The organism is Bradyrhizobium sp. 195, assembly GCF_023101665.1.
Taxonomy (GTDB): domain Bacteria; phylum Pseudomonadota; class Alphaproteobacteria; order Rhizobiales; family Xanthobacteraceae; genus Bradyrhizobium.
The window spans coordinates 5379333-5404540 of record NZ_CP082161.1 but is presented as its reverse complement, the minus strand read 5'-3'; the positions used below and the strand labels follow the sequence as shown (position 1 = coordinate 5404540).

Annotated in this window: 24 protein-coding genes and 1 tRNA gene; 15 read left to right on the top strand and 10 right to left on the bottom strand. The window is 64.0% G+C overall.

The features are described from left to right. Nucleotides 1-25: 25 nt before the first annotated feature. The 8 genes from IVB26_RS25230 to IVB26_RS25195 all read left to right on the top strand — a co-directional run bounded on the left by IVB26_RS25230 (nt 26) and on the right by IVB26_RS25195 (nt 6875). The gene (locus IVB26_RS25230; protein WP_247967874.1) at nt 26-229 is read left to right on the top strand and encodes a hypothetical protein; all 204 of its coding nucleotides are present in this window, start codon (nt 26-28) and stop codon (nt 227-229) included. A 36-nt stretch (nt 230-265) separates the two neighbouring features. Further along, complete coding sequence (locus tag IVB26_RS25225) at nt 266-436, top strand: hypothetical protein (protein ID WP_018322208.1); 171 nt, start codon at nt 266-268, stop codon at nt 434-436. A 497-nt stretch (nt 437-933) separates the two neighbouring features. Next, entirely contained in the window at nt 934-2331 is a 1398-nt protein-coding gene (locus tag IVB26_RS25220; protein WP_247967873.1) for an MFS transporter, read from the top strand. 112 nt (nt 2332-2443) lie between these two features. Then, nucleotides 2444-3271 carry a beta-keto acid cleavage family enzyme gene (locus tag IVB26_RS25215; protein WP_247967872.1) on the top strand — a complete coding sequence of 276 codons (828 nt, stop codon included), beginning with the start codon at nt 2444-2446 and terminating at the stop codon, nt 3269-3271. A 147-nt stretch (nt 3272-3418) separates the two neighbouring features. Further along, on the top strand, nt 3419-4621 hold the full coding sequence (locus IVB26_RS25210; protein ID WP_247967871.1) for an MFS transporter: 1203 nt from the start codon (nt 3419-3421) through the stop codon (nt 4619-4621). A 174-nt stretch (nt 4622-4795) separates the two neighbouring features. After that, nucleotides 4796-6025 carry a CaiB/BaiF CoA transferase family protein gene (locus tag IVB26_RS25205; RefSeq protein WP_247967870.1) on the top strand — a complete coding sequence of 410 codons (1230 nt, stop codon included), beginning with the start codon at nt 4796-4798 and terminating at the stop codon, nt 6023-6025. 143 nt (nt 6026-6168) lie between these two features. Continuing rightward, entirely contained in the window at nt 6169-6384 is a 216-nt protein-coding gene (locus tag IVB26_RS25200; protein ID WP_247967869.1) for a hypothetical protein, read from the top strand. 98 nt (nt 6385-6482) lie between these two features. Then, nucleotides 6483-6875 carry a RidA family protein gene (locus IVB26_RS25195; protein ID WP_247967868.1) on the top strand — a complete coding sequence of 131 codons (393 nt, stop codon included), beginning with the start codon at nt 6483-6485 and terminating at the stop codon, nt 6873-6875. Nucleotides 6876-6877: 2 nt separating this feature from the next. On the opposite strand, the gene IVB26_RS25190 is transcribed toward IVB26_RS25195, so the two are convergent. After that, a complete protein-coding gene (locus IVB26_RS25190; protein WP_246918608.1) occupies nt 6878-7540 on the bottom strand; it encodes a TetR/AcrR family transcriptional regulator in 663 nt (220 codons plus the stop codon). Between the two features lie 324 nt (nt 7541-7864). Between IVB26_RS25190 and IVB26_RS25185 the strand changes: the two genes are divergently transcribed. Then, nucleotides 7865-9100, top strand: a complete 1236-nt coding sequence (locus IVB26_RS25185; RefSeq protein ID WP_247967867.1) for an acyl-CoA dehydrogenase family protein — start codon at nt 7865-7867, stop codon at nt 9098-9100. A 131-nt stretch (nt 9101-9231) separates the two neighbouring features. Continuing rightward, nucleotides 9232-10290: a phosphotransferase family protein gene (locus IVB26_RS25180; RefSeq protein ID WP_247967866.1), complete on the top strand. Its 1059-nt coding sequence runs from the start codon at nt 9232-9234 to the stop codon at nt 10288-10290. Between the two features lie 310 nt (nt 10291-10600). On the opposite strand, the gene argE is transcribed toward IVB26_RS25180, so the two are convergent. Next, on the bottom strand, nt 10601-11782 hold the full coding sequence (gene argE / locus IVB26_RS25175; protein ID WP_247967865.1) for an acetylornithine deacetylase: 1182 nt from the start codon (nt 11780-11782) through the stop codon (nt 10601-10603). Between the two features lie 1153 nt (nt 11783-12935). After that, a complete protein-coding gene (locus IVB26_RS25170) occupies nt 12936-13721 on the bottom strand; it encodes an SDR family NAD(P)-dependent oxidoreductase (protein WP_247967864.1) in 786 nt (261 codons plus the stop codon). A gap of 135 nt (nt 13722-13856) precedes the next feature. On the opposite strand from IVB26_RS25170, the gene IVB26_RS25165 reads away from it, so the two are divergent. Together IVB26_RS25165 and IVB26_RS25160 are read left to right on the top strand one after the other, a co-directional pair. Further along, entirely contained in the window at nt 13857-14555 is a 699-nt protein-coding gene (locus IVB26_RS25165) for a histidine phosphatase family protein (RefSeq protein WP_247967863.1), read from the top strand. 119 nt (nt 14556-14674) lie between these two features. Continuing rightward, nucleotides 14675-15442: an SDR family NAD(P)-dependent oxidoreductase gene (locus IVB26_RS25160; RefSeq protein WP_246918642.1), complete on the top strand. Its 768-nt coding sequence runs from the start codon at nt 14675-14677 to the stop codon at nt 15440-15442. A 193-nt stretch (nt 15443-15635) separates the two neighbouring features. Here the strand turns inward: IVB26_RS25160 and IVB26_RS25155 are convergent, their stop codons facing one another. Then, nucleotides 15636-16859 carry a serine hydrolase domain-containing protein gene (locus IVB26_RS25155; RefSeq protein ID WP_247967862.1) on the bottom strand — a complete coding sequence of 408 codons (1224 nt, stop codon included), beginning with the start codon at nt 16857-16859 and terminating at the stop codon, nt 15636-15638. Between the two features lie 215 nt (nt 16860-17074). Between IVB26_RS25155 and IVB26_RS25150 the strand changes: the two genes are divergently transcribed. Both IVB26_RS25150 and IVB26_RS25145 read left to right on the top strand, forming a co-directional pair. Beyond that, complete coding sequence (locus tag IVB26_RS25150) at nt 17075-17689, top strand: hypothetical protein (RefSeq protein WP_247973267.1); 615 nt, start codon at nt 17075-17077, stop codon at nt 17687-17689. Nucleotides 17690-17784: 95 nt separating this feature from the next. Continuing rightward, a tRNA-Trp gene (locus IVB26_RS25145) sits at nt 17785-17860 on the top strand. Nucleotides 17861-17996: 136 nt separating this feature from the next. Here the strand turns inward: IVB26_RS25145 and IVB26_RS25140 are convergent. From IVB26_RS25140 to IVB26_RS25130, 3 genes are all read right to left on the bottom strand, one after another. Then, nucleotides 17997-18758 (bottom strand): glycosyltransferase family 2 protein, encoded by a 762-nt coding sequence (locus tag IVB26_RS25140; protein ID WP_247967861.1) that lies wholly within the window; start codon nt 18756-18758, stop codon nt 17997-17999. Between the two features lie 143 nt (nt 18759-18901). Continuing rightward, nucleotides 18902-19408 (bottom strand): hypothetical protein, encoded by a 507-nt coding sequence (locus IVB26_RS25135; protein WP_247967860.1) that lies wholly within the window; start codon nt 19406-19408, stop codon nt 18902-18904. A gap of 9 nt (nt 19409-19417) precedes the next feature. Beyond that, on the bottom strand, nt 19418-19924 hold the full coding sequence (locus IVB26_RS25130; protein WP_247967859.1) for a hypothetical protein: 507 nt from the start codon (nt 19922-19924) through the stop codon (nt 19418-19420). Between the two features lie 160 nt (nt 19925-20084). Here IVB26_RS25130 and IVB26_RS25125 point away from each other — a divergent pair, with 160 nt between their 5' ends. Continuing rightward, complete coding sequence (locus IVB26_RS25125) at nt 20085-21737, top strand: hypothetical protein (RefSeq protein WP_247967858.1); 1653 nt, start codon at nt 20085-20087, stop codon at nt 21735-21737. Here the strand turns inward: IVB26_RS25125 and IVB26_RS25120 are convergent. Genes IVB26_RS25120 through IVB26_RS25110 form a run of 3 tightly spaced genes read right to left on the bottom strand, consistent with a single transcriptional unit; the run spans nt 21727 to nt 25180 of the window. Further along, nucleotides 21727-22761 (bottom strand): Gfo/Idh/MocA family protein, encoded by a 1035-nt coding sequence (locus IVB26_RS25120; protein WP_247967857.1) that lies wholly within the window; start codon nt 22759-22761, stop codon nt 21727-21729. The genes IVB26_RS25125 and IVB26_RS25120 overlap by 11 nt on opposite strands. Before the next feature lie 3 nt (nt 22762-22764). Next, nucleotides 22765-23970 (bottom strand): class I SAM-dependent methyltransferase, encoded by a 1206-nt coding sequence (locus IVB26_RS25115; protein WP_247967856.1) that lies wholly within the window; start codon nt 23968-23970, stop codon nt 22765-22767. Beyond that, on the bottom strand, nt 23963-25180 hold the full coding sequence (locus IVB26_RS25110; protein ID WP_247967855.1) for a class I SAM-dependent methyltransferase: 1218 nt from the start codon (nt 25178-25180) through the stop codon (nt 23963-23965). Before IVB26_RS25110 ends, IVB26_RS25115 begins: the two co-directional genes overlap by 8 nt. Nucleotides 25181-25208: the final 28 nt, after the last annotated feature.

Here is a 25208-nt window from a genome sequence, read left to right as displayed (position 1 = left end):
TGAAAGCCAAGCCAGGAGTTCGACAATGGGCCTTGCTCAATATGCCATCGTGCCGGTGCAGGACGAATGGGGCGTGCTGCACGACGGCGACGTCAAGAACACATACGCCACCAAGGAAGCTGCGTTCGAGTCGGCGGTCGCCGCCGCATCCCTCGCGCTTCGTGAGGGACATGAAGTCCAAGTCAGCGTGCCCGGCCGCGAAGCGGGCGAAAACGCGCTGGGCGTGTAGCGCCTAGCGCGGAACGGCATTCGAAAGGAGGCCGCGATGACCAAGCCCCGTGAGCCGAACGGTGTCGAGCCATCCCGCTCCGAGGACGACATCCAGCGCGAGCAGCTGGGTCCCCGCGGGGTCCCCGGTGCGCCGGACCCTGCCAAGATGACGCCGCAACGCGACAAGAAGACACCAAAGCACGTCGATCCCGGCCATACGGCTTGATGCGGCTCGGCGGGTTCACATGATCAGACGATCAACCGCCCGCGCTGCTCTGCAATCCCGATCGCAACCTCGGCACCCGCATTGAAATCGAGCCGGTCGGCTTCGACGCCATCGCTGAAGATGACGCCGTTTTCCGCCATCAGCGAGCGGAGGCGAGCGCCCGGCCCAGCTCTATCGATCAAGCAGAGCAAGGGGCCCGTATATTTCGTGCGGACGTTCGATCCGCCGGAGTGAGGCCGCGCAGCTTCGTGTCTGCTGCGGGTTGCGGGCATAGTCGCCGCGGGCTCCGCGTACTCCATAACATCATGTTAGGTTTATCGCTTAACTGGGTAATTGTGTTAGCCCGGCGAAAGCCTATTGTCGTCCTCACTCAAGACATCGACCGGCAGTGCCAAGCGCTCGCGGAGCTCCGCAGAGCGTCCGGGAATTGCTGTCCAATTGTCCAGCGAAGCCCGCCGAACGGGACGTCAACAAACAGATCGGGAGGATTTTTTCTGATGGCTTCGACGCGCGCGATCCATGGCATGAGTCAATCCAGGAAGGCTGCCGCAAGCGGCTGGATCGGATCGGCTCTCGAATATTATGACTTCTTCATCTACGCGACCGCTGCGTCGCTGATCTTCCCGCAAATCTTCTTCCCCTCAGACAATCCTACGGTCGCCATCGTCGCTTCATTGGCAACCTATGGCGTCGGCTATGTGGCCCGCCCGATCGGCGCCTTCGTGCTCGGACATTGGGGCGACACCCACGGCCGCAAGACCGTTCTCATCGTCTGCATGTTTTTGATGGGATTCTCCACGATGGCCGTGGGCATCCTGCCGACCTATCAGCAGGTCGGTATCCTCGCGCCGGTTTTGCTCGTCATCCTGCGCCTGGTGCAGGGATTTGCTGTTGCCGGTGAAATCTCCGGCGCGAGCTCGATGATCCTGGAGCACGCGCCGTTCGGCCGGCGCGGCTTCTATGCAAGTTTTGCGCTCCAGGGCGTCCAGGCCGGGCAGATTCTTGCAGCAGCGGTCTTCCTGCCGCTGGCGGCCTACATGCCGGCCGATGCCTTCAACAGCTGGGGCTGGCGGATTCCCTTCCTGCTCAGCTTCTTCGTGATCGTCGCGGGCTACATCATTCGTCGCGAGGTCGATGAGACGCCTGCCTTCGCCCGCGAGGACGAGCGGGGAGAAACACCGCGGGCACCCGTCATCCAGGCGATCAAGCTGAGCTGGCGCGACATGCTCAGGGTCATCTGCATGGCGCTGATGAACGTCATTCCTGTCGTTGCGACGATCTTCGGTGCGGCCTACGCGGTGCAGCCGGCCTATGGCATCGGCTTTGCCAAGGACGTCTATCTCTGGATACCGGTGCTCGGAAACATGCTGGCCGTGTTCGTCATTCCGTTCGTCGGCCATCTCTCCGACAAGGTCGGCCGCAAACCGCCGATCATCGTCGGCGCGCTGCTCTCCGGCTTGCTCGCGTTCGGCTATCTCTACGCCATCAGCATCCGGAGCGTACCGCTTGCGATCCTGCTCTCGCTGTTGATGTGGGGCGTCGTCTATCAGGGCTACAACGCGATCTTCCCGAGCTTCTATCCGGAGCTGTTCCCGACGCGCACACGCGTGTCGGCGATGGCGATCTCGCAGAACATCGGAACGACCATTACCGCCTTGCTTCCGGCCTTGTTTGCCACCGTGGCGCCGCCCGGCTCGGCCAACATCCCCCTGACGGTGGGGGCAATCGCCTTCGGCATCACGGTCATCGCCGCGCTGGCGGCTGTCACGGCCCGCGAAACCTATCGGATCAGCATCGACGATCTCGGTAATCCCAAGGCCGTTCCGATGGCGCGGGCCGACTACGAGCGCCGGCGTGCGGAAGCGGCGGGTGGTGCGGCCGCAATTGCGACCTGACGAGGGGAACGCCGCTGCGATCGATGATGGTTGCAGCGGCCGGTTTCCAGGCGTTATGTGACTTTCGTTTCGAACTTTGTGCGCTCGAGCGCGATCATCATGAGGATGCAGGATGAACCCCGCTGTCGTTGCTGTTGCTATTACCGGCTCTGTTCCGCGCAAGAAGGACAATCCCGCGGTGCCAATCTTGCCGGCCGAGCAGATCGAGTCGACGCACCAGGCCTTCGAGGCCGGGGCCACCCTTGCGCATATCCATGTTCGCAACGATGACGAGACGCCGTCCTCCGACCCGGAGCGCTTCGCGCTGGTGCAGGAGGGGATCAGGAAGCATTGTCCTGACATGATCGTGCAGTTCTCGACCGGCGGGCGAGGGCGCGATCCCTCGGCGCGTGGATCGTCGCTCTATCTCAAGCCGGATATGGCCTCGTTGTCCACAGGCTCAGTGAATTTTCCGACCATCGTCTACGAGAACAGCGCCGCTCTGGTCGAGACCCTTGCCACCGGCATGAAGGCAAATGGCATTCGTCCGGAAATCGAGATCTTCGATCTGTCGCATCTGCATGGTGCTCGGCGTCTGATCGAGGCGGGGCTGATCGACGCCCGTCCGCACGTGCAGTTCGTCATGGGCGTCAAGAACGCGATGCCCGCGGACGAACACGTCCTCGACATCCTGTTGGCAGAGCTGAGGCGGCTGATCCCGAACGCGACGTGGACCGCGGCCGGGATCGGACGTCATCAGGCCGAGGTCATGGGCTGGGCGCTGGCGCGGGGCGCCGATGCGGTTCGTACCGGGCTCGAGGACAATATCAGGGTCGACAAGACGCGCCTCGCCGCCAGCAATGCGGAGCTCGTGAGCATCGCCTGCGAGGCTGTCGCGCGCCACGGACGGCGCGTCGCGACTGCGGCAGAGGCGCGCTCCTTGCTCGGGATGGCAGGGTAGGGACGATCATCCCGCGCCTGACGTGGGCCTGACATGCTCCTGGCTGCCTTCTGCCATTCGGCGGTCGGCGTTCCCGTGGGCAGAGTCCCCGGCTAAGACAGGGCTCACCGGCGCGATCTGCGCCGGCCGGGCAGGCGAACGTTTGGAATGCGGTTCTTGAAATCTGACAGCAGGCTGATCGGCGTCCTGCTGGTGCTCGCCATCACGCAGCTGGTCGGATGGGGCACGATCGGGCTTCCCGCCATCGTCGGGCGCGATCTCGCCGCCGATCTAGGCATGAGCCTGCCGGCGGTGTTCGCGGGGACGTCCGTTCTCTATGTCTCGATGGGCCTGTGCGCCCCCTGGCTCGCCAAATCGTTTGCACGGCATGGCGCACGGACGGTGATGATGGTCGGCACGGTCGTGACCGTGCCCGGATTCATTCTTCTGTCCCTCGCGCGCGAGCCGACGCTCTATTTCGCCGCCTGGATCGTCCTCGGCATCGCCGGCAGCGCCACGCTCTCCACCGGCGCCTATATCATGCTGAACGAGATCGCCGGGCGGCAGGCCAAGAACGCGATCGGAGCCTTGATGCTGGTGACGGGCCTGTCCAGCAGCATCTTCTGGCCGACGACCTCGTTCCTGAGCGGTCACCTCGGCTGGCGCGGGACGTGCCTTGTCTATGCCGCGATGATGATTCTCGTCAGCCTGCCGCTCTATGCGCTCGCACCGCGCCTGAAAATTGCCGGGGATGATGCTAGCGGGCCGGTCAGGTCGTCGCCGCCGCCCGCGATCCCGCGGAGCACCTTCGGCCTCGTCGTCGCCGCGATCACGCTCAACGCCTTCGTCAATTTCGGCATCAGCGCCATCATGATCGAGCTGTTGCGGGCGGAGGGGCTGGCGCCGGCGCAGGCACTCCTGTTCGGCTCGATGCTGGGCGTGATCCAGGTCAGCGCCCGCGGGCTGGATCTTCTCGGCGGCGGGCGCTGGGACGGGATCACGACCGGGCTCGTCGCGGGCACGGCGCTGCCATTGGCGATGCTGCTGCTGATGCTGAGCGAGGGCGCGACCTGGGCCGTCGCGGTCTTCATCCTGCTCTATGGCGCCGGCAGCGGCGCGATGGCGGTGGCGCGGGCGACCATCCCGCTGGTGTTCTACGACCAGGCTGAATTCGCCAAGGCGATGTCGATGATCGCGCTGCCGCTCAATCTGGCGTCGGCGGTCTCGCCGCCGCTCCTTGTCGGCCTGCTCACCCAGTTCGGCAGCCGCGGCGCGCTCGGTCTCACCTTCGTCTGCTCCTGCGCGACGGTGCTGATCCTGGTCCTGCTCGGCCGGCGACGGCCGCGGGTGGTGGCGGCGGCGCTGACCTGAGCCGATCAGGCTATATTCGCGGCGCGGAAAGTTGCGGACGGCAATTGCCTTCCGTCCCCGGCAGGGGATGGCCGTATGCCGCCAGTGCAGTGCTCAGCGCGCCAAAATGGTGTATCCGCAGGGAGCGCCGCTTCGAGCCGCCGCGCCAATATCCAGTTCCCGGAGGAAGCTTACATGTCGGCCCTGCCGCTTTCAGGCATCAAGATCCTTGACCTCACGCGCGTCCTCGCCGGGCCGTTGTCGGCCCAGATGCTGGGCGATCTCGGTGCGGAGGTGATCAAGATCGAGCGGCCGGGCACCGGCGACGACGCGCGCGCGTTCGGGCCGCCCTACCTGACCGACCCCGAGGGCAAGGCCAACAACAACAATTCCTTCTACCTCTGCGCCAACCGCAACAAGAAGTCGGTCACGGTCAACATCGCCAAGCCCGAGGGGCAGGCCATCATTCGCGAGCTCGCCAAGGACGTCGACGTCTTCATGGAGAACTACAAGGTCGGCGATCTCAAGCGCTACGGCCTCGACTACGAGACCATCAAGGCGATCAACCCCGGCATCATCTATTGCTCGGTGACCGGTTTCGGCCAGACCGGTCCCTATGCGCCGCGCGCGGGCTATGACGCCATTCTGCAGGCGATGGGCGGCCTGATGAGCGTCACCGGCCATATCGACGGCGAGCCGGGCGAGGGCCCGATGAAGGTCGGCCCGTCGATCGTCGACTACATGACCGGCATGAACACCTCGATCGGGATTCTCTCGGCGCTGTACCATCGCGACGTAAACGACGGGCGGGGCCAGCACATCGACGTCTGCCTGTTCGACACCGTCATCGCATCGCTGTCGCACTGGCTGCAGATCTACCTTGTCAACGGCAAGACCCCGCCGCGCCGCGGCACCTGGGGCAATGGCGGCATGCCGGCCGGCGTGTTCCGCTGCACCGACGGCGAATTGATGCTGGTGGTCGGCAATGACGGCCAGTTCCGAAAGACCTGCGCCGTGCTCGGCGAGCCCGAGCTCGCCAACGACAAGCGCTTCATCAGGAACAACGACCGCGTCGTGCACGGCAAGGAGATCATGGCGATCTTTGCCGGGCTGTTCCTGAAGCAGCCGGTGGCCTATTGGCTGGAGAAGCTGGAGGAGGCCGGCGTGCCCTCGGGGCCGATCAACAATTTCGAGCAGGTATTTTCCGATCCGCACGTCCAGTCGCGCGGCATGCGGGTGAAGACGCAGCACAAGTTCGAGCCCGATCTCTCGCTGATCCGCAACGCGCTGACCCTCTCGGGTACCCCGATCACCGAATATCGCGCTCCGCCGCTGCTCGGCGAGCACACCAAGGAAGTGCTCGGCGGCAAGCTCGGATATGATGCGGACAAGATCGAGACGCTGAAGCAGCAGGGGATCATCTAGCTTTGACGAAGCCGCGCGCGATCCTCGGGCTTGCCTGGGGCTTGCGCGCAGTCCCCAGATAATCCCGGTCCGTAGTCTCACAGGCTTCCGTTCCGCGCGAGAGTCTGGTTCGATCCCTTCACTTGAGTCCGGGAGGGAAGTGAATGTCCTACACGATCGGGTTCCAGGCGAAGGACCAGAAGGCAATTCTGGCGACCGAGGCGGCTACCGCCAATCAGGCCGTCGCCATCGTTGCCGCACTGCGGCGGAGTGCCGAGGAAATCAAGTTCATCCGCTCGCCGCAGGAAGGCGAAATGGGCATCGAGATGCTGCTGCTGCTCGCCAAGGAAGAGGCCGAGGAGATGCCGCAGCGGACCTAAACTCGCGGCTGCAACTACACTTCGATCAAGAGCGAAGCATGCCGGCTGCGGAACAGTGTAGGCAGCGGTCAGTCTCGCTTGCACCGAAGGTGGTTGGCATGAAACGCGAAGCGCTCCGCGTCGAACCGATCTCGACGTTTCTCGACCGTCGCAACGCACCGGTCTCGCCGGTGACCCGCGGCGGCAACATGATCTTCGTCGCCGGCCTGCCGCCGTTTGACCCCGAGACGGGCGAAATCGCGGACGTGCCGATCGAGCGGCAGAGCGAACTGATCATGGAGCAGATGAAACTGTGCCTGCAGGCGGCCGGCGCCTGCCTCGACAACGTCATGAAGTGCAACGTCTACTGCACCTCGACCAAGCATTTCGCCGCGTTCAACGCCGTCTATGCGCGTTATTTCCCCATCGATCCGCCGGCGCGGATCTTCGTCTGCACGCCGGAATGGTTCGGCCCCTTCGACGTCGAGATCGACTGCATCGCGATGATGTGAGGTTACCGCGCCGCCACCCTTGACGGCGCCTTCGTCTCGGCCTTTCCCGCCGTCAGCGCCATCGTCGCCACGCTGACCACGCGCGCGACGACGTCCTCGACGTCGTCGAGATCGCACTTGCCTTCCGACAGCTTCGTCAGCCGCTCGCTTTCGCGGATGGTGTGGTGCGCCATCGCCAGCGCGAAGTTGAGGCCCCAGTAGATGTCGACGTCGCTGCGCTCGGGCAGGGCGCGGCGCATTGCGCCGGCGAATTTCCGCAAATGGTCGATCTCGCGATTCTTGATGCGGCGGATCGGCGGCACGGATTCGATCGAGGCGCGGATCATGAAGCGCGCCGCGGTGGAGCGCTGGTTCTCGGGGCCGAGGCAGCCGCGCAGCGTCGGCCCGACCAGCGCGTGCAGGATCACCTCGATCGGCGCGCGGCCGCCACCTTGCTCTTCCGCCGCCTTCAACTCGCGCAAACGCTCGCGGTTGGTGGCGATCGAGCGGGTGACGAACAATTCCGCGATCAGTTCGTCCTTCGAGCCGAAATGATAGTTCACCGCCGCCAGGTTGACACCCGCCTCGGCCACGATGTCGCGCAGCGTCACGTCGCCAAAGCCGCGATCGGCATAGAGCCGTTCGGCGGCGGCGAGAATGGCAGACCTCGTATGATCGCTGGCCATGACTTTTTTTCCCGTCATTCCGGGGCGACGCCAAAGCGTCGAGCCCGGAATCTCGCGCCACATTTCGAGATTCCGGGTTCAGCCCTGCGGGCGGCCCCGGAATGACGTCGTGAGCGAGGGAGTTGCAATTCAAACAGTTGTATGAAACTATCGTTTGAAGGCCGGAGATGTCAATCCGCAATCGGGACTCGTTCGCAACTCGAAAGGTTGGTTCCGAAGGCTCCGCCAGCTCGCGCTTGCGAGCTGCGCCCAGCGGGAGGACAGTCCGGCGCAAAACAGGCCCGCGAAGCAAAAGGCTCGCAAAAGAGAGACGAGGAGCGTCCCATGGATTTCGATCTGTCCCCCAAGCAGAAGGAATGGCTCGACCGCGTGCAGTCGTTCATGGCCAAGCACGTGCGTCCGGCGGTTCCGGTCTATGACGAGCAGGACAAGAGCGGCGATCGTTGGAAGGTGATCCCGGTTCTCGAGGACCTCAAGAAGAAGGCGAAGGCCGAAGGCCTCTGGAACATGTTCATGCCGCCGAACGAGCATGAGGATGATGAATTCCGCGGCGCGGGATTGACCAATCTCGAATACGCGCTGTTGTCGGAGCAGATGGGCCACATCACCTGGGCCTCGGAAGTGTTCAATTGTTCGGCGCCCGACACCGGCAACATGGAGGTGTTCATGCGCTACGGCTCCAAGGAGCAGAAGCGCAAATGGCTGCGGCCGCTGATGGACGGCGAGATCCGCTCGGCGTTCCTGATGACGGAACCGGCGGTTGCCTCGTCGGATGCGACCAACATCGAGACGCGGATCGAGAAGGACGGCGATCACTACGTCATCAACGGCCGCAAATGGTGGTCGTCCGGCGTCGGCGATCCCCGCTGCAAAATCGCGATCCTGATGGGCAAGACCGATTTCAACGCGGCCAAGCATCAGCAGCAGTCGCAGATCCTGGTTCCGCTCGACACGCCCGGCATCAAGGTCGAGAAGATGCTGCCGGTGTTCGGTTTCGACGACGCGCCGCACGGACACGCCCAGGTGCTGCTCGAGAACGTGCGCGTTCCCAAGGAGAACATCCTGCTCGGCGAAGGCCGCGGCTTCGAGATCGCGCAGGGCCGTCTCGGTCCGGGCCGTATCCATCACTGCATGCGCACCATCGGCAAGGCCGAGGAAGCGCTGGAGAAGATGGTGAAGCGCCTGATGTCGCGCACCGCCTTCGGCAAGAAGATCGTCGAGCACTCGGTGTGGGAGCAGCGCATCGGCGAAGCCCGCACCAACATCGAGATGACGCGTCTGCTCTGCCTCAAGGCCGCCGACATGATGGACAAGGTCGGCAACAAGACCGCGCAGGCCGAGATCGCCATGATCAAGGTCGCGGCGCCCAACATGGCGTTGAAGATCATCGACGAGGCGATCCAGGCCTTCGGTGGCGCGGGCGTTTCCGACGAGGCGGGTCTTGCGAAGGACTATGCCGGCATCCGCACGCTGCGGCTCGCCGACGGTCCGGACGAGGTGCACAATCGCGCCATTGCAAGGCTCGAAGTTCGGAAGTATGCCAATTCTCCCAGGCACTAGGAGGGCGGGCCCTGCGGCGCTCCCGACTTAGAAAAAACGACAGGGCATGATCGGATGGGGTGACCGCTTGACGCAAGCGCGTCAGCGGTTACCGATTAGGATCATGCTCGGAGTGAAGAGGGAGCGTCACCGTGGCTGACGGCGTCAGGAAAGACGAAGAGTTCTCGGGCACCAAGCCGGTCGAGGAGCGTCATCGCTTCGACGAGCTGCGGCTCGAGGCGTGGATGCGCGACAACGTCGAAGGCTTTGAGGGCCCGCTGGTCGTCCTCCAGTTCAAGGGCGGCCAGTCCAATCCAACCTATCGGCTGAATACGCCGAACCGTTCCTACGTGATGCGCCGAAAGCCGTTCGGCAAATTGCTGCCGTCGGCGCATGCGGTCGACCGCGAATATCGCGTGATCGCAGCGCTCGGCAAGCAGGGTTTCCCGGTCGCGCGCGCCTACGCGCTGTGCCAGGACGATGGCGTCATCGGCGCCGCCTTCTACATCATGTCGATGGAGGAGGGGCGTGTGTTCTGGGATCCGACGCTGCCGAGCCAGGATGGCGATGCGCGGCGCAAGATCTTCACCAGCAAGATCGAGACGCTGGCGCAGCTGCACATGTACGATCCGACAGCGATCGGCCTCGGCGAGTTCGGCAAGCCCGGCAACTATTTTGCGCGCCAGATCGACCGCTGGACCAAGCAATACCGCGCGTCGGAAACGCAGCACATTCCGGAGTTCGAAAAGGTCGCCGAATGGCTGCCCAAGACCGTGCCGGAGCAGGCGCGCGTCTCGATTGTCCATGGCGACTACCGTCTCGACAACATGATTTTCCACGCGACGGAACCGCGCGTGCAGGCTGTGCTCGACTGGGAGCTGTCGACGCTCGGCGATCCCATGGCCGACTTCACCTATCTGTTGATGCAGTGGATCATGCCGGGCCTGCAGGGCGCCGACCTCAAGGCGCTCAACATCCCGAGCGTGGAAGAGGCCGCGCAGATCTATTGCAACGTCACCAAGATGACGGTGCCCGATCTCAACTGGTACTTCGCCTACAATCTGTTCCGCCTCGCCGGCATCACGCAAGGCATCGCCGGCCGCGTCCGCGACGGCACCGCCGCCAACGCCAAGGCCCTGGAGTCCGCCAAGCGCACTGTGCCGCTGTCAAAGGCCTCGTGGGAATACGCGCAGAAGGCCGGCGCGGTGTAGGAATGAGAAAGGTGCGGCCGATGTGGCCGCGCCTTTTTGTTTCCACAAACTCGCTGTCATTGCCCGCGAAGGCGGGCAATCCAGTATTCCAGAGACGGCAGTGCTTGAACCGAGAAGCCGCGGCGTACTGGATGCCCCGGTCAAGCCGGGGCATGACACCGGTGATGAGGTGAGCTCGAGGCACAGCTCCCGTAGGGTGGGCAAAGGCGCGTAGCGCCGTGCCCACCGTCTCTCCGTGATCATAGCGAAACCGTGGGCACGCTTCCGCCTTCGCTCTTCGAGCTACGGCGGACAAGTCGCTTTGCCCACCCTACGGCACTGTGGCCTTCGCACAATGCGCGATCAGCCTCTCCACGAACCCCGCGCATTTCTCCAGCTCGGCCATCTCCACGAACTCGTCGGGCGTGTGCGCCTGCGCGATCGAGCCGGGTCCGATCACCACCGAGGGGATGCCGGCCATGCTGGCGAACAGGCTGGCTTCGGTGCCGAAGGCGACCTTGGCGTGGTCGTTGCGTCCCGCAAGGCTCTTGGCGAGCGTGACGATCGGGGCGTCGGCCGCGGTGTCGAGCGCGGGGTAGTCGAGGATCTCCTCGAAATCGATGCCGCAATCCGGATGCCGCGCCTTCATCGCGGGGTCGAGCTCGGCCTTGGCCCAGGCGACGATCGCATCCGTGACCTCGCGCGACTCGGTGATGCCGATACCGCGGCATTCGAAATCCACCGTGCAGGTGTCAGGCACGATGTTCAGCGCCGCGCCGCCGTGCACGATGCTGGTGAGCAGCGTCGAATGCGGGACGTCGTAGAGGCTGTCCGCTGATCGCGCGGCCGCGAGCGCAACGGCGCGGCGGCGGATCTCGACGATCAGCTCGGCGGCGTATTCGATCGCGTTGACGCCGTCGGGCGCGATCGAGGAATGGCGGGCGAGCCCGCGAAACGTCGCGCGCACGCCGTGCTTGCCCTTGTGGCCGATGATCACCTTCATCTCGGTCGGCTCGCCGACGAAGCAGCCGAGCGGGCTGATCTTCCTTTTTGCGACCTCGCCGAGCATCGGCCGCACGCCGACGCAGCCGATCTCCTCGTCATAGGAGATCGCCAGATGGATCGGAGTCCTGAGCTTGGCCTCCACCATCTCCGGCACCATCGCGAGGCACACCGCGACAAAACCCTTCATGTCGGTGGTGCCGCGGCCAAAGAGCTTGCCGTCGCGCTCGATCAGCTTGAACGGATCGTGGCTCCAGTCCTGACCGACCACGGGCACGACGTCGGTGTGGCCCGACAGCACGAAGCCCGGCCGATCCTCCGGTCCGATCGTGACCCACAGCGAGGCCTTTTGCCCGGTCGCGTCAACGATGCGCTCGCCCGTGATGCCGAACGCGGCGAGGTAGCTCTCGATATGGGCAATCAGCGGCAGGTTGGTGCGATCACTGACAGTGTCGAAGCCGACCAGGTCGGCGAGAAGGTGGCGAATACGGTCGGGTCTTGAGCTTGGCATTGTCTCGTTCTGTCAGGGAGTAAGGAGGTTGAAGTGCTTGCAGGAACCATACCAACGTAAGGGGGGCATGGGCAAATCAACACAGTCCGTAGCCCGGATGGAGCGAAGCGAAATCCGGGTGCCTCGTGCCTCGTTCCGCATGGATGGAATCCCGGATGTCGCTTCGCTCATCCGGGCTACAACATATCGCGTTGCCCGACGGGCAAAACACCCAAATGGCAGGTCAATCCGCACTGAGAAAAAGATTCCGCTTTGCCGAAATTCGGAAATGACGTATGTGTTGCGGCAACCCGGCCCAAGGAAGAGGGGCGTATCGCGATCGTCACGAACGCGGGCCGGACGGCGGTGGACGCTGATTGCATCGGCGCGAAGGGTTTCGCAGGGCGGGTAACCGTGAGCGAAACACCTCGCGCACACGACCGGTGTGATCGGCGTACGGCAAAATCGTGTGGTCCTGACGCCCGGGGTCTGTGCGTCAAGTCTCAGCGGTGATGTGGCGGCCCGACCGGGCACGCGCATCGATCATCCGCAAGGCGACGGGGGCAATAGTGCATCGCTCCCCGAGGAGAGCACGACATAAGCCGTCAAACCACTGCGCAGGGAAGGCCGGTTGTTTGGCTTCACCTGTATGCCGCTGTGCAATTTTTGCTACTGCCTTTCGCACAGTGGACCGCGGGTGCCAGCCGGCACCCGGTCTTCCCTGCGCCCTCTTTCAATTGAGGGGAAGCGATCAAGCAAAGCTCGGGCGAGATGAGCCGCGAGGATGCGAAGGTGTGTCCGGGAGACGTAGGATGGGTAGAGCACTTGCGAAACCCATCATCTTTCAACGGAGGAAGTATTGATGGGTTTCGCTTCGCTCTACCCATCCTACGAGCTGTCGCGCCACACGCCGTCATTGCGAGGAGCGAAGCGACGAAGCAATCCAGAGTCTTTCCGCGGCGGCAGTCCTGGATTGCTTCGCTGCGCTCGCAATGACGGTGCGGAAGCAATATCGCGCCGACACCTCATCTCGTGCCCCGGACGCTGCGCAGCACGAAGTGATGCGCTGCAGAGCCGGGGCCCATGCATCAGCGAGCCCTGTGGCTTCCTGGTCCCGGCTCTGCGCAGCAGCGTAAGAACGCTGCAGCGCGTCCGGGACACGAGCGCGTGCCCGCTAAACCGGTTTCCCCGTATACGGCATCGACGCCGTCAGCCCACCATCCACCGGGAACGCCTGGCCGTTGACATACGAAGCTTCGTCGCTCGCCAAGAACAAGCCCATCGCCGCGAGCTCGTGCGGCTGGCCGGGGCGCTTGAGCGGGTTGAGCTGGCCGATCTTGTCCTGGGTGCCGCGCTCCTTGGCGCGGTCGAAGATCGGCTTGGTCATGCCGGTTTCGATCAGGCCCGGGCACACCGCGTTGATGCGCACGCCGGTGCCGGTGAGCGAATACGCCGTGGTCTGCACCAGGCTGATCACGCCGGCCTTGCTCGCGGCATAAGGATGTCCGCTGGCGCCGGCCTTGAGACCCGCGACGGACGCGGTCAGCACGATCGCGCCGGACTGTTGCTTCACCATGTGCGGCATCGCATGCTTCACCGCCAGGAACGGCCCGATCAGATTGACGCGCAACACCTCCTGCCAATGCTCCACAGTCTGCTCGCCGAGCGGGACGAGCCCGCCGGAGACACCGGCATTGGCCCAGATCACGTCGAGCCGGCCGTGGGTCTTCACCGCCTTGTCGATCACGGCGATGACGTCAGTCTCGGAGCCCGCGTCGGCGACCATGGCCTCTGCGACGCCGCCGGCCTTTTTCACCTCCTCGACGGTCTCCTTCACCGCATCGGTGCGATCGACCGCAATGAGCTTTGCGCCTTCCCTGGTGAACAACAATGCGGCGGCGCGACCGATGCCGCTGCCGGCGCCGGTGATGATGACGGATTTTCCTTGCAGGCGGCCCATGCGTTTCTCCCTTGTGGTGCCTTGCGCGGCCCTTGCCGCGCGACGGAATTTCAAACAAGATTTCAAACGGTAAAGTGTCTTGAGACACGCTCACACCTGACGTACAGCGACATCAAACGGGATGGAAGGGTTTCGATGGCAGGCGCAGACAAGCCCAATGTGGTCACGACACGGTGGTGGTGGGTCCGTCATGCGCCGGTGCGCAATGACGGCGGCAATATCTACGGTCAGGCCGATCTCGCCTGCGACACCAGCGACGCCTACGTCTTCAATGCTGTTGCCAAAGTGCTGCCACGCAAGGCGGTCTGGTATTCGAGCAATCTGATGCGCACGCATCAAACGGCCGAAGCGATCTGGGCTGCCGGCTTCCCCAGGCCTGCGTCGATGAAATGGGAAGCGGACCTCGCCGAGCAAAATCTCGGCCGTTGGCAGGGCATGAACCGTGCCCAGTTCATCGCGAGCCGCCCCGTCGGGTCGAGCTGGTTCGCCGACATCAACGAGCCCGCGCCGGGCGGCGAAAGTTTTATGGATCTCTACAACCGCACGCGCCGCACCATCGAGCGGATCAACGCTGAAGTGGCCGGGCAGGACGTGATCGCGGTCGCGCATGGCGGCACGATCAAGGCGGCGCTGGGCCTCGCCCTCGACGGTCAGGCGGAGCGGGGGCTATCGTTCGACATCGACAATTGCTCGGTGACGCGGCTCGATCATTTCGCAAGTCCCGAGCGCACGGTCTGGCGGCTGCCGATGGTGAACCAGCAGCCGTGGATTGCGGATGCTGCGCACGCGGCGATGCATCAGCCGGCCGGACCGGAAGTCAAGAAGCTCGCCTGAAGAAGTTGTCATTCCGGGATGGTCCGAAGGACCAGACCCGGAATCTCGAGATTCCGGGTTCGGTCCTGCGGACCGCCCCGGAATGACATCGAATACCAAAATCAATCTGGGAGAGAAACATGACCTTGTTCGACATGAAGGGGAAAGTCGCAGTCATCACGGGATCGACGCGCGGCATCGGGCTCGCCATCGCCGAGCGCATGGCCGAGCACGGCGCCAAGGTGGTGATCTCCTCGCGCAAGGCCGACGTCTGCGAGCAGGTCGCCAAGGGCATCAACGACAAGTACGGCAAGGGCACCGCGGTTGCGATCGCCGCCAACATCTCGTCGAAGGAGAACCTGCAAAACCTCGTCGACGAGAGCAACCGCGCCTTCGGCAAGATCGACGTGCTGGTCTGCAACGCCGCATCGAACCCGTATTACGGTCCGCTCGCCGGCATCTCCGACGATCAATTCAGGAAGATTCTGGACAACAACATCGTCGCCAACAACTGGCTGATCTCGATGGTGGTGCCGCAGATGATCGAGCGCAAGGATGGCTCGGTCATCATCGTGTCCTCGATCGGCGGTTTGAAAGGCTCGACCATCCTCGGCGCCTACGCGATCTCCAAGGCCGCCGACATGCAGCTCGCGCGCAATTTGGCGTGCGAGTACGGCAAGCACAACATCCGCGTGAACTGCATCGCGCCGGGCCTGATCAAGACCGATTTTGCCAAGGCGCTGTGGGACAATCCGGAGAATTTGAAGGCCTCGACCGCGCGCTCGCCGCTGCTCCGCATCGGCATCCCCGACGAGATCGCGGGCGCCGCGGTGTTCCTGGGATCCGCGGCCGGCGACTTCATGACCGGTCAGACCATGGTGATCGACGGCGGCGCGACGATTAGTTGAGGCAGCGGGTGAGGGTGATTACCTCGCCCCAACATTGGTGTCATCGCCCGCGAAAGCGGGCGATCCAGTATCCAAGAGGCCGGCGTTAGAGAGCTCGCTCTCACTACATCCGCCGCGGCGTACTGGATGCCCCGGTCAAGGCCGGGGCATGACAGTGAGTGTGGAGATGCAGCGTCGCGCGTAAGCGCGGACTTCAATCCACCGCCGCGTACACCAGGTCCCGCACCAGCGTGCGCGTGTAGTCGCGCTGGCCGGGGCCCTGGCTCATGAACACCGCGAACAGGTCCTCCTTCGGGTCGATCCAGAAGAACGTGCCGGCGATGCCGCTCCAGAAATACTGGCCAACGCTGCCGGGGAAGGGCGCGATGCCGGCCTCGCGGCGCACTGCAAAGCCGAGACCGAAGCCGTGGCCGGGCGACAGCAGCGTGCCATTCGTCACGACATGCGGCCCGAGGTGATCGGACGCCATCAGCTCCAGCGTCTTGCGGCTGATGATCCTGTTGCCGTCGAGCGTGCCGCCGTTGCGCAGCATCAGGCAGAAGCGGGCATAATCCATCGTGGTCGAAACCAGCCCGCCGCCGCCGGACTCCATCACCGGTGTTTCGTACATGTTGAAGAGCGCGACCTTGTCACCGGTCCAGGGATCGGCCGCGAACGGCTCGGCAAGCCGCCCGGCGTTGGCCTCCGGCGTCGAGAAGCCGGTCTCGGCCATCTGCAGTGGCGCGAGCACGCGCTCGGTGAGGAAGGCGCCGAGCGACTTGCCGCTGACGACCTCGATGATGCGGCCGAGAATGTCGGTGGAGCGGCTGTAGTTGAATTCCGCGCCGGGCTGGCAGACCAGCGGGAAGCTCGCCACCAATGCGGCGTGTTCAGCGTTGGTGATCTTGCGGCTGCGGACGCGGGACTCCTGGTAGAGCTTGTGCACGGGGCCGTCGCCCTGGTGCTCGTAGGTGAGGCCCGAGGTGTGGCGGAGCAGGTCCTGCACGGTCATCGGCCGCGCCGGCGGCACCAGCTCGAGCTTGCCGTCCTTGACGACGCCGACCTGCTGGCCGGCAAATTCCGGGATGAATTTTGCGACGGCATCGCTGAGCAGGAGGTGGCCGTCCTCGACCAGGGCCATGACGGCGACCGAGACGATCGGCTTGGTCATCGAGAAGATCCGGAAGATCGAATCCCGCGCCATCGGCGCGGCGGCCGCCGGGCTCTGCTTGCCGAGCGCCTCGAACCAGCCGACCTGGCCGCGGCGGGCCACCAGCACGGTGACCCCGGGAACGGTTCCCTTGTCGATCTCGCGCTTGAAGGCGTCCGACATGGCCTGCAGGCGCGGCCGCGACAGCCCAAGCGTCTCCGGGCGGGCCTCCGGCAAGGGCGGGGTGTGGATTGCGGAGGCGGCTGTGGTGGCAGCTTGGGCGTTCATAAGGGCTCCCGGGCTCTTGTTTTTGGTTGACCGGGAAGTGTGGCTCAGAAGCCCCGTGAAGAACAGATGCATTCGGCGCGGTGACATCTGCATCGGACGCTCGGCATCGGATCTTACGCACGGCAATACAATTCGGGGTAGACGGGAGCGGATGGAACATCCTATCTGGAGCGGGCTGAAATTTTGACTGCGGGGACAGGGGGCGTTCGTTGAAAGTGTTGCTGAGGCTGGCGCGCATGGCCGCGCTGGGCGGGTTGCTTGCGCTTGCGGGCTGCGTAACCGCCAATAATTCCCTGTCGCAGAGCGACATAGCCAACATGAAGCTGGCCGGCGTCGCGGTCAGTTTTGCACCGGACGCACGCATACAGTGGGAGGACGGTCTCCGCGCCTATGCGGACTCGAAGGCGGTCAGTCTGGAACAGGCGGCGACAATGGCAGACACTCCGGAGGTAAAGGCTTTCGTTCAGGGCCAGCTGACGCCGCGGATCAAGGCCGGCGTCGAGCAGGTCTTGGCCGCTCGGCTGGCGGGCACGCGGCCGGTGCGGCTCGACATCCGGGTGAAGAGCTTGCTGTTCCCGTCGGCCATTCAGCGTGTCGTCATCGGCGGCCATCGCGGCATGATCGCGGACGCCAATCTCGTCGATGCCCGAACCGGTGCGCTGATCGTCGCCTATCCCGAGCTGAACGCATCGCTCTATACTGGGCAGGGGATTGTTGGAGCGGCGGTGCAGGCTGCTATCGACAATAACGCGACGCAAAGCCCGGTGGACAAGGTGAGCGTGCGCTACGGGGAGATCTACCGGAACTGGCTGCTGAAAGATGGGGTCTAGCGCGAAGTACGCGTATGGCACTCGCTTCGCTCTTGCAAACCGGCCACCCTCTGTGCTTGAAAGCGGCCCTGATCCCAAGGCGACGCGGGATCTGTAGGAGTGTAGCTCAATTGGTAGAGCACCGGTCTCCAAAACCGGGGGTCGCAGGTTCGAGCCCTGCCACTCCTGCCAGTAAAATCAATCACTTAAGTCAGCTGCTGGCAGGATAGGGATAAGGCGTCCCCGCGGACGAATCGTCATGCGCGAGCCCATCTCGCCACGCGCAAGCCTATCCGCTTGATGTCCGGGCCAGCAGGCCAGGCGTCGCCTAGCGCGCCGGGGCCCGTTCCGCGTCGGTAGGAACCTGGCTGCGGTCGACATCCCGGATGGGAACGCGGCGCAGCAGCGAGACGATGGTGGCGCCGAGCTCGAAATAGGTGCGCAGCCGCAGCGCACGGGACGAGCCCTTCAGCTCCGCGTTCAGGCTCACCGGCACCTGCACGTAGGTGAGGCCGAGCTGAAGCAGCGAGATCAACGCGCAGATCTGATAACCGTAGCCGTCGGCCTTGACCGCGATCTGGCGCAGCCATTTCACGGGGTAGACGATCATGCTGTGGTAGTCGGACAGCCAGAACCCGAACATGCAGTTCAGGATAAACCGCAGCGAATGCGACTGCAGCGAGCGGTTGACGGAGCGGTCCGACTGGTTGTCGCGATAGGTGATGACGAGGTCCGCGGCGCCCGCGGCCTTGAACATCCGGGCAATACCCTCGTTCTGAAAGGCGTGATCGCCGGGAATGAGAGTGATCGCATCGAATTTCGCGCGCGACAGGGCGTATTCGAAGCCGGCACCGACACCACGCCGCTCGGCGTTATGTTGCACGATGATGCGGGGCTCGCCGGCAGCAAACTCGTCCATGATCGCGCCGGTGCCGTCGGTGCTGCCGTCGTCGATCAGGAAAATCTCGAAATCGTCGAGCAACTCGCGGGCGAGCGGCAACACGCCGTCGATGGTGTCGGCGATCTTGTCCTGCTCGTTCAGCGCAGGAATGACGATCGTAAGCCGTTTTGCCGCCCTGGAAGGTGTCATCTCATGCCGCCTGTTGCCGGCCACTCTTTACTGGTGGAACCCCGGCGCAACTCTAGGTCATCTGAGCCGGGCGAACAATAAGGGGCCCGCAGATATGCCCCGTACAACCGGCATGAATCCGGCAATGTGTGTGTTCTGCGCAACTAATCCGAAAAATCATAGAGACTGGTATCGCCGATGCCGAAGGCGCGGCGCAGCTGTCCGACGCGGCTTGCCATGGTCCGGCCCGCCGCCGTCGCCGCGAAGTGTGAATCCACCGGTTCAACCAGGCCGCTATCGACCAGGTTCCCAATTCGTCCCTGGAACAGAGCTGGAACCTGCCGTTCGACGATGTCCGAAAGCGGAGCCTTTCGCTCAGGCCGGTCGATCACGCCGAGCAGAATGTCCAGGGAAACCGATTTGTACACTGCGCCAAAAGCGAAGACGTAACCCATGACGCAAAACCCGAAAATCGACGCGGCGTCCCAGTACTGAAATTGCGGGACGACGAGAATTCCGAACATCACGCCGAGACCATGGGTGACGATTGCGGCGATCGCGAGCAGCATCACGGCTCCAAGCGTCCATCCGCGAGCGCGGGACATCAACTGCAAGGCAGGGGCCAGCAGGGCGAACATGGCGGCAGCGAAGAGACCGACAACGAAGGACATCGTGGCCGCTCACCCAAGTCCGGTCGACAGACGGACGAATTTGACGAGACGCGCGACCGCCACGCCCTTGGCCGTTGGCGCCAGCCTGCCGTCTGCCGTGATCACCATCCCTGCGCCGACGAGGAGCTTCAGGCGGTTGTGTGTGAAGGTGCCGAGATCTCCGCCCTGCATGTAGGCGACCGCCCATTGCTCGAGGGTGAGGGGGTGCCCCGCCTGGACGAGTGCCGTGAGCAGCGTCAGCGTAAAGCCCCAGGCCAGCAGGCTGAACAGGATGTAGCAAAACATCATCGCCGTCCCCAACAGGAACAGACCGCCAAGCACGTCGTCGAAACGGCGTTGACCGGGGAGCGCGATGCAGGCGATCGCGTAAAGGGCGAGGATGCTGACGCAGCCGAGCCGGAAGCGGCGGCCGGATCCGCCGGTGGCGGCGATGCGCGCGTAGCACAGCAGCAGCAGCGGCAGCGCGACACTGAGACCAATCGCAGCGGCTTGCGCCGGGCCCGGTAGCATGTTCATTGCGGAAATCGTCCCGGACGCCTCTCAGGCCCAGCCAGAGCAAAAGTCTATAGGAGGTCGTATTTTTCGGGTCAAGGGAGCCCGTCATCCCGCCCTTGCGGACGTCACGCGGGCGTGCGAATCCTCCGCGGCGATCGTTCCTCCGTCCGAGATGTTCCCATTGCTGCGTGCGATAATCGTCCTCCTCGTCGTCTTGCTGGCTGCGCATGCGCCGATGCTCCTGAACGACGGTCTCTTCATGGACGACTGGCTCGTGCTGAAGCCGCGTCCGGACTATTTCATCGACATCGATTTCCTGCTGAACGGCGCCGGTCATCCGATCTTCTACAGCTACGACACGTTCGCGAACTGGACGGGCGCTCCGGTCGCCGTGATGGTCTCGCTGGCGTTCGCTGGAATCGTCTTCGGCGCAATATCGCTGGCGTTGACCGCAACGCGTCTCAATCTGCTCGACCGCGCCGAGGCGGTCGGTTTCGCGCTGATGGTCTGGACCTATCCCGGCTATCAGCTTTGGGCGGGCAAGGCGAACGCGGTCTACGTCTTCAGCTATGGCCTCCTGTTCGTCGGTGCAGGGCTGTTGACGCTGGCCTTCAGCGCCCGCGGCCTGCGGCGCATGTTGCTTCGCGTGGCCTGTGCGCTCGTGTTCCTGCTGAGCTTTGCACTCAACTCGACGATCGTGCTCTATGCCTTCGTGGTGCTCGGTCTGTTCGTTGCGATATGGCGGGGCGGGAGCGCGGCGGACGGCTTCGTTCGTCGCACATGGTTCGCATCCTGGCGCTGCGCCCTTGGCTATCCGGAATTGATGGTGTTGCCCCTGATCTACTGGGGCACGCTCAATATCTGGTTCAAAAGGATCGGCGTGTATACGCAGCACTATGATGCGCATTTCCCGACCTTGCGCGAACTGGCTGAGGGATGGGGGGCATTCTTCGTCACCGGCTACAGGGACGTCATGGCCCACGCGATCCGGGCGGCAATCCAGGTTCCGGCGCTCTTCATCTTGGCCGCGATGCTCGTCGGCATCGTCTTGCTGTTGCTGCGTGCCGCCACGAAGCCGACCACGTCCAGATTAGCGATCGCCTTGCCGCTCGTGCTCGCCCTGATCCTGTTCCTCGCGCTGTCATCGCCCTATTTGATCGCCGGCCTGCGGCCGTCATCCACGCATTTCTACGAAAGCCGTCATCTGCTGATGTTCGGCCTGCCAGCGGCGCTGACGTTGCTTGCATTCAAGCGACAGGCCGAACGTTGGCTTACCCCCGGCGCCGCCTTTGCGGTCATGTTCGGGCCGGCCTTGATCATGTCGATCGGCATGCTGTGGGGCGACTACGTCTTCATGCAGGCGAGAACGCTGAAGCAGGAGGCGCTGGCGCGCGATCTTGCCGGCCGGGTCCAGCCCGCGGCGACGGTCTATGCGCTCGACGATGGTTTTTTCGACTACCCGTCTCGGCATGTGCCGTTCGGCCTCGCCGAGGTCACCGGCATGCTCCGCCTTGCCTGGGGCAATCAGCCCTTCTTCGGATTTGCGCTGCGCGCGGAGCGACCCGACATCCTGCGGGGAATGGACGAGGCGAGGAAGGCTCCGGGAAGCGCGTTTCATCATTTCGATCCGACGGGGCCGCAGGCAACGATCTCGTTCCAGCCGGGCCCTGCAGCCGCGCCGAACCATACCCTGGTGCGAAAATACTATACGTGCCGGCTGCTGGCGCGCTGCGACGGTGCGGAGTTCCTAACGCAGCTTGCGCAGGTCACGATCAAGCTCGGGCCCATCGCGGGCATCCTGCCGGTCGAGACGGACGCCGCGCCTAGCCGCTAGCCCGCTGTTTCCAAACCGTCTCCGCAAGCGCGATGTCGGTCACCGAATCCGCGCCGGAGGCCAGAGGTATGGCTTGCGCGGCGATATCGGAAATGAACGCGTCGGCCTGGCGCCGGAACGCCCAGCTCTTTTCACCCGTCAGGTGCGTGCTCTGACCATCGTGATCGACGATGACCTCCGCCTCCTGCTCGGCAAAGGGTGGGGGCAATTCCAGGGTCACTGCGCCGCGCTCGAAATCAATCGTCAGTCCCTCGCGCCAGGTACCCTCGGAGCCGTTCACGAGATCCAGCGTGCAGGCGATGCCGCCGAAGTCGAGCGTGATGCGCCCGGCGCCAGAAGCCTCGATCGCACTTTCGGCGACCGTCGGCGACGATCCGAGCAGGTAGCGCGCCAGATTGATGATATGGCTGAAGACGTTCAGAAAATTGTCGTAGCCGGGACGCATTGCGCGCGGCATCCAGTCGGGACCATCCTGCCAGAGCTCGAGCCCGTCCGGTCGCGCTTCGCCGGTCATCACGAAATTATCGCGCGACCGGCCAGTGTCGCCGCCGAAGCACCAGCCTCTTGCCCGCACGATACGTCCGAGCGACCGGTCGTTGCGCAAGCGCGTCAGCACCTGCAGCGCCCGTGCCACACCCGCATCGTGACGCTTCATGTAGCCGATGCTGTAGACGAGGTTTTGCTGCCGCGCAGCTTCGACCAGCGAAATGGCCTGGGCCGTCGTGTAGGCCATCGGTTTTTCCGAGAGCACGTGCCGGCCGCTGCTCAACGCGTCCAGCACGATCGGCCCGGTGGCACGGCGCTTCGTCACGACGACGACGGCGGATACCGCGCTGTCTGCGAGCAGCTCGCGATGCGTGCCGTAAACCCGGGGGATGCCGAACTTCTGCGCTGCGGCGGCAGCGAGGTCCGGCCGGAGATCGCCGATCGCGACGACACGGCAGGCTGGATTGGCTGCGAAATTGGCGAGGTGGCACATCTGGCCGACCATGCCCGTTCCGATGATGCCAATGCCTGGCCTCACTGGCTACGATCCCTTGAAGCGCTTCCGGACGACGAGGAAATGCGCCGGCTGTCCCCAGGTGTTGATGAAGGCCGGATCCGACTGGGTGAGGGCGGTGACCGCGGACGCGTCCCGTCGCCCGATCGCGCCGAAGATGCGATGGAAACTGTCGAGCGTCGCAATCATGGCTTCGACGTCGGCAGCATCGTCGGCGAGAATGTCGCTGGTCCGGATCGTCTCGCGCAGGGATGCGAGGCCCGCGACCACGCGCGGCAGGCTCTCGCCGAAGGGATCGTCGATCATCGCATCGACGTCGAGGACCAGCGCCTCGATCGATGCCGAGATCGCCTGCACTGCATCGGCCTTGCCGACCAGATAGAGCTTTCGCCCGCCGAGGAAGCTCAGGCGGCTGCGGTCGAGATGGCGTGCGGCGCGACGCAGCTTCTCGTCACCGGGCAGGACTTTCTTGTGCCAGTAGATGTCCAGGCTGTCGCGATAGGCCGGCCATGCCGAATGGACGTCGAATCCCTGTTCATGCGCCGCCGTGCACAACGCGGCCGCATCGAGGAAATAGCGATGCCGGACGAACGGATTTTCGAGCACGTCCATCAGCCAGGATTCGAAGCTGCGCGTGTGCGGGATGCTGTTCCACTTCGCCTCGAACAGCGTCTTCGCCGTTTCGAGTGCGGCGCGACCCGACAATGCCTTGCCGGCCGCATGGATCGCCTTGAGCGCGAGTTCGAAGAAGCCGCCGTAGCGCTCGTAATAGGACACGACGGCGTAACCGTCCGGATTGAGCAGACGGTGGAAGATGCCGAGCCACTTTTCGCTCGGCTGCACGGTGTAGATGAAGCCTTCGGCATCGATGATGTCGAAACCGCGGTCGCTGCCGAAGCCCTCGACATCGGCCAGTGCGAGCTGGCGGAGACGTTCGGTCAAGCCGAAATGTGCGAAATAGGCCTCAATCTTCGGATGGGCATGCCGGTTCGGCTCGGCGAGCGTCATGTTCGCACCCCAGCCGGCAAACACCAGAGCGTTCTCGCCGGAATCGGGACCGAATTCGAGCACCTCGGCATCGCGGAACAGCCGTGGCGGCAGCACCAGCTTGTCCGAAAACAGTTCGCGCCGCTGGCTGGCGTAGGCCTCGAGCTCGGTGGCCGACTTGAAATTCCCGAACGTCGGCAGAACAGCCTGACGTTCGTAATAATTGAAGAGCTTGTCTTCAGCCATGCCGCGACCCTGCGGCCGCTTCGAGACGATCGAGCTCACTCCAGATGTCGGAGGGCGCGAAGATCGAAACGACCTGCAGCGGACGCTTCACGCTCTCGCGCAGCCGGCTGCTGACCTTGGCTTCGTTTTCCTCGTTCACGGCGAGAAGACAGACGAGCGGCCCGGATTTGCCGGCGAGATCCTCGGGCGAACGGATCGGAATGCCGGTACCGGGCAGGAACAACCCCTGGCGCTCCTTCTGATCGTCGACCGAGAGGTCGACGAGATCCGCCAGCTCGTGGGCGTTGGTGAAGGTACAGGCGCGGCAGCCGGCGCCGTAGATGGCGATCTCGGCACCGTTGGCGCGAGCTTTCGCGAGAATCGGGCGGAGACGTGCGCCATACTCTCTTGCGCGCTGACCGAATTTCTCGCCGACGCCGGATGGCGCAGGCGGCGGCGTGACCTTGCCCGCGGCGCGGCGGGCTGCGATCGCGAGGCTGCCGCCGCTGAAATTGTATTTCTTCACGGACACCGCCTCGAAGCCGTGGCGCGCCAGCAGCGCAAGCAGGGTCGGTTCGGTGAAATAGCTGACGTGCTCCTCCCAGAGGACGGAGAGGTCTCCCGCCGTCGACCCGGGGGCGAAATCAGGCACGTCGATGAAGAGCAGTCCGTCGTCGCTGAGTGCGATCTTGACGCAGTCGAAGAAGTTCTCGAAATCGACGATGTGCTCCAGTACCTGGCGCGAGACGACGAGGTCGAACTTGCCGGACTGAGCGACTGCGTCGTGGGCCATCTCCGGGCTGAGCATGTCGGCATAGACCTTGATGCCGCGCCCGCTGGCGATCTTGCCCGACACGGGATTGGGCTCCACGCCCACCAAAACCTTCGCGCCGCGTTCGCGGAGCTTGTCCATGAACAGGCCGTCGTTGCATCCGATCTCGAACACGGACTGATGCTTGGAGAATTTCGCGATGGTGTCGAGCTCGTCCACCTGGTGCGGTTCAGGCTTCCAGCTGCTGAAATTGTAGTTGAACTGGCGGTACAGAATGTCGGGATCGATCGGCTTGACGATCTGGGGCAGGCCGCACTCGCCGCAGGCCAGCACCTCGAACGGATACCGTTCCTCCTGCTCGTTTCGGCTGTGCCGAAGCCGATGCGCAATCGGCATCTGTCCGAGGTCAATGACCGGACGCAGGTTGGTCGAATGGCAAAGGCGGCAATGGTCGGTCACGGCTTTAACTCTTTGCAGCAACGGTTGA

What these genes read in the sequence shown, in the direction of transcription:
- IVB26_RS25160 (WP_246918642.1), top strand. Translation starts at nt 14,675, where the DNA reads ATGACCTTGTTCGACATGAAGGGGAAAGTCGCAGTCATCACGGGATCG.
- IVB26_RS25170 (WP_247967864.1), bottom strand. Translation starts at nt 13,721, where the DNA reads ATGGGCCGCCTGCAAGGAAAATCCGTCATCATCACCGGCGCCGGCAGC.
- IVB26_RS25230 (WP_247967874.1), top strand. Translation starts at nt 26, where the DNA reads ATGGGCCTTGCTCAATATGCCATCGTGCCGGTGCAGGACGAATGGGGC.
- IVB26_RS25185 (WP_247967867.1), top strand. Translation starts at nt 7,865, where the DNA reads ATGGATTTCGATCTGTCCCCCAAGCAGAAGGAATGGCTCGACCGCGTG.
- IVB26_RS25155 (WP_247967862.1), bottom strand. Translation starts at nt 16,859, where the DNA reads ATGAACGCCCAAGCTGCCACCACAGCCGCCTCCGCAATCCACACCCCG.
- IVB26_RS25220 (WP_247967873.1), top strand. Translation starts at nt 934, where the DNA reads ATGGCTTCGACGCGCGCGATCCATGGCATGAGTCAATCCAGGAAGGCT.
- IVB26_RS25210 (WP_247967871.1), top strand. Translation starts at nt 3,419, where the DNA reads ATGCGGTTCTTGAAATCTGACAGCAGGCTGATCGGCGTCCTGCTGGTG.
- IVB26_RS25200 (WP_247967869.1), top strand. Translation starts at nt 6,169, where the DNA reads ATGTCCTACACGATCGGGTTCCAGGCGAAGGACCAGAAGGCAATTCTG.
- IVB26_RS25115 (WP_247967856.1), bottom strand. Translation starts at nt 23,970, where the DNA reads ATGGCTGAAGACAAGCTCTTCAATTATTACGAACGTCAGGCTGTTCTG.
- IVB26_RS25215 (WP_247967872.1), top strand. Translation starts at nt 2,444, where the DNA reads ATGAACCCCGCTGTCGTTGCTGTTGCTATTACCGGCTCTGTTCCGCGC.
- IVB26_RS25195 (WP_247967868.1), top strand. Translation starts at nt 6,483, where the DNA reads ATGAAACGCGAAGCGCTCCGCGTCGAACCGATCTCGACGTTTCTCGAC.
- IVB26_RS25135 (WP_247967860.1), bottom strand. Translation starts at nt 19,408, where the DNA reads ATGTCCTTCGTTGTCGGTCTCTTCGCTGCCGCCATGTTCGCCCTGCTG.
- IVB26_RS25205 (WP_247967870.1), top strand. Translation starts at nt 4,796, where the DNA reads ATGTCGGCCCTGCCGCTTTCAGGCATCAAGATCCTTGACCTCACGCGC.
- IVB26_RS25190 (WP_246918608.1), bottom strand. Translation starts at nt 7,540, where the DNA reads ATGGCCAGCGATCATACGAGGTCTGCCATTCTCGCCGCCGCCGAACGG.
- IVB26_RS25165 (WP_247967863.1), top strand. Translation starts at nt 13,857, where the DNA reads ATGGCAGGCGCAGACAAGCCCAATGTGGTCACGACACGGTGGTGGTGG.
- IVB26_RS25225 (WP_018322208.1), top strand. Translation starts at nt 266, where the DNA reads ATGACCAAGCCCCGTGAGCCGAACGGTGTCGAGCCATCCCGCTCCGAG.
- IVB26_RS25130 (WP_247967859.1), bottom strand. Translation starts at nt 19,924, where the DNA reads ATGAACATGCTACCGGGCCCGGCGCAAGCCGCTGCGATTGGTCTCAGT.
- IVB26_RS25140 (WP_247967861.1), bottom strand. Translation starts at nt 18,758, where the DNA reads ATGACACCTTCCAGGGCGGCAAAACGGCTTACGATCGTCATTCCTGCG.
- argE (WP_247967865.1), bottom strand. Translation starts at nt 11,782, where the DNA reads ATGCCAAGCTCAAGACCCGACCGTATTCGCCACCTTCTCGCCGACCTG.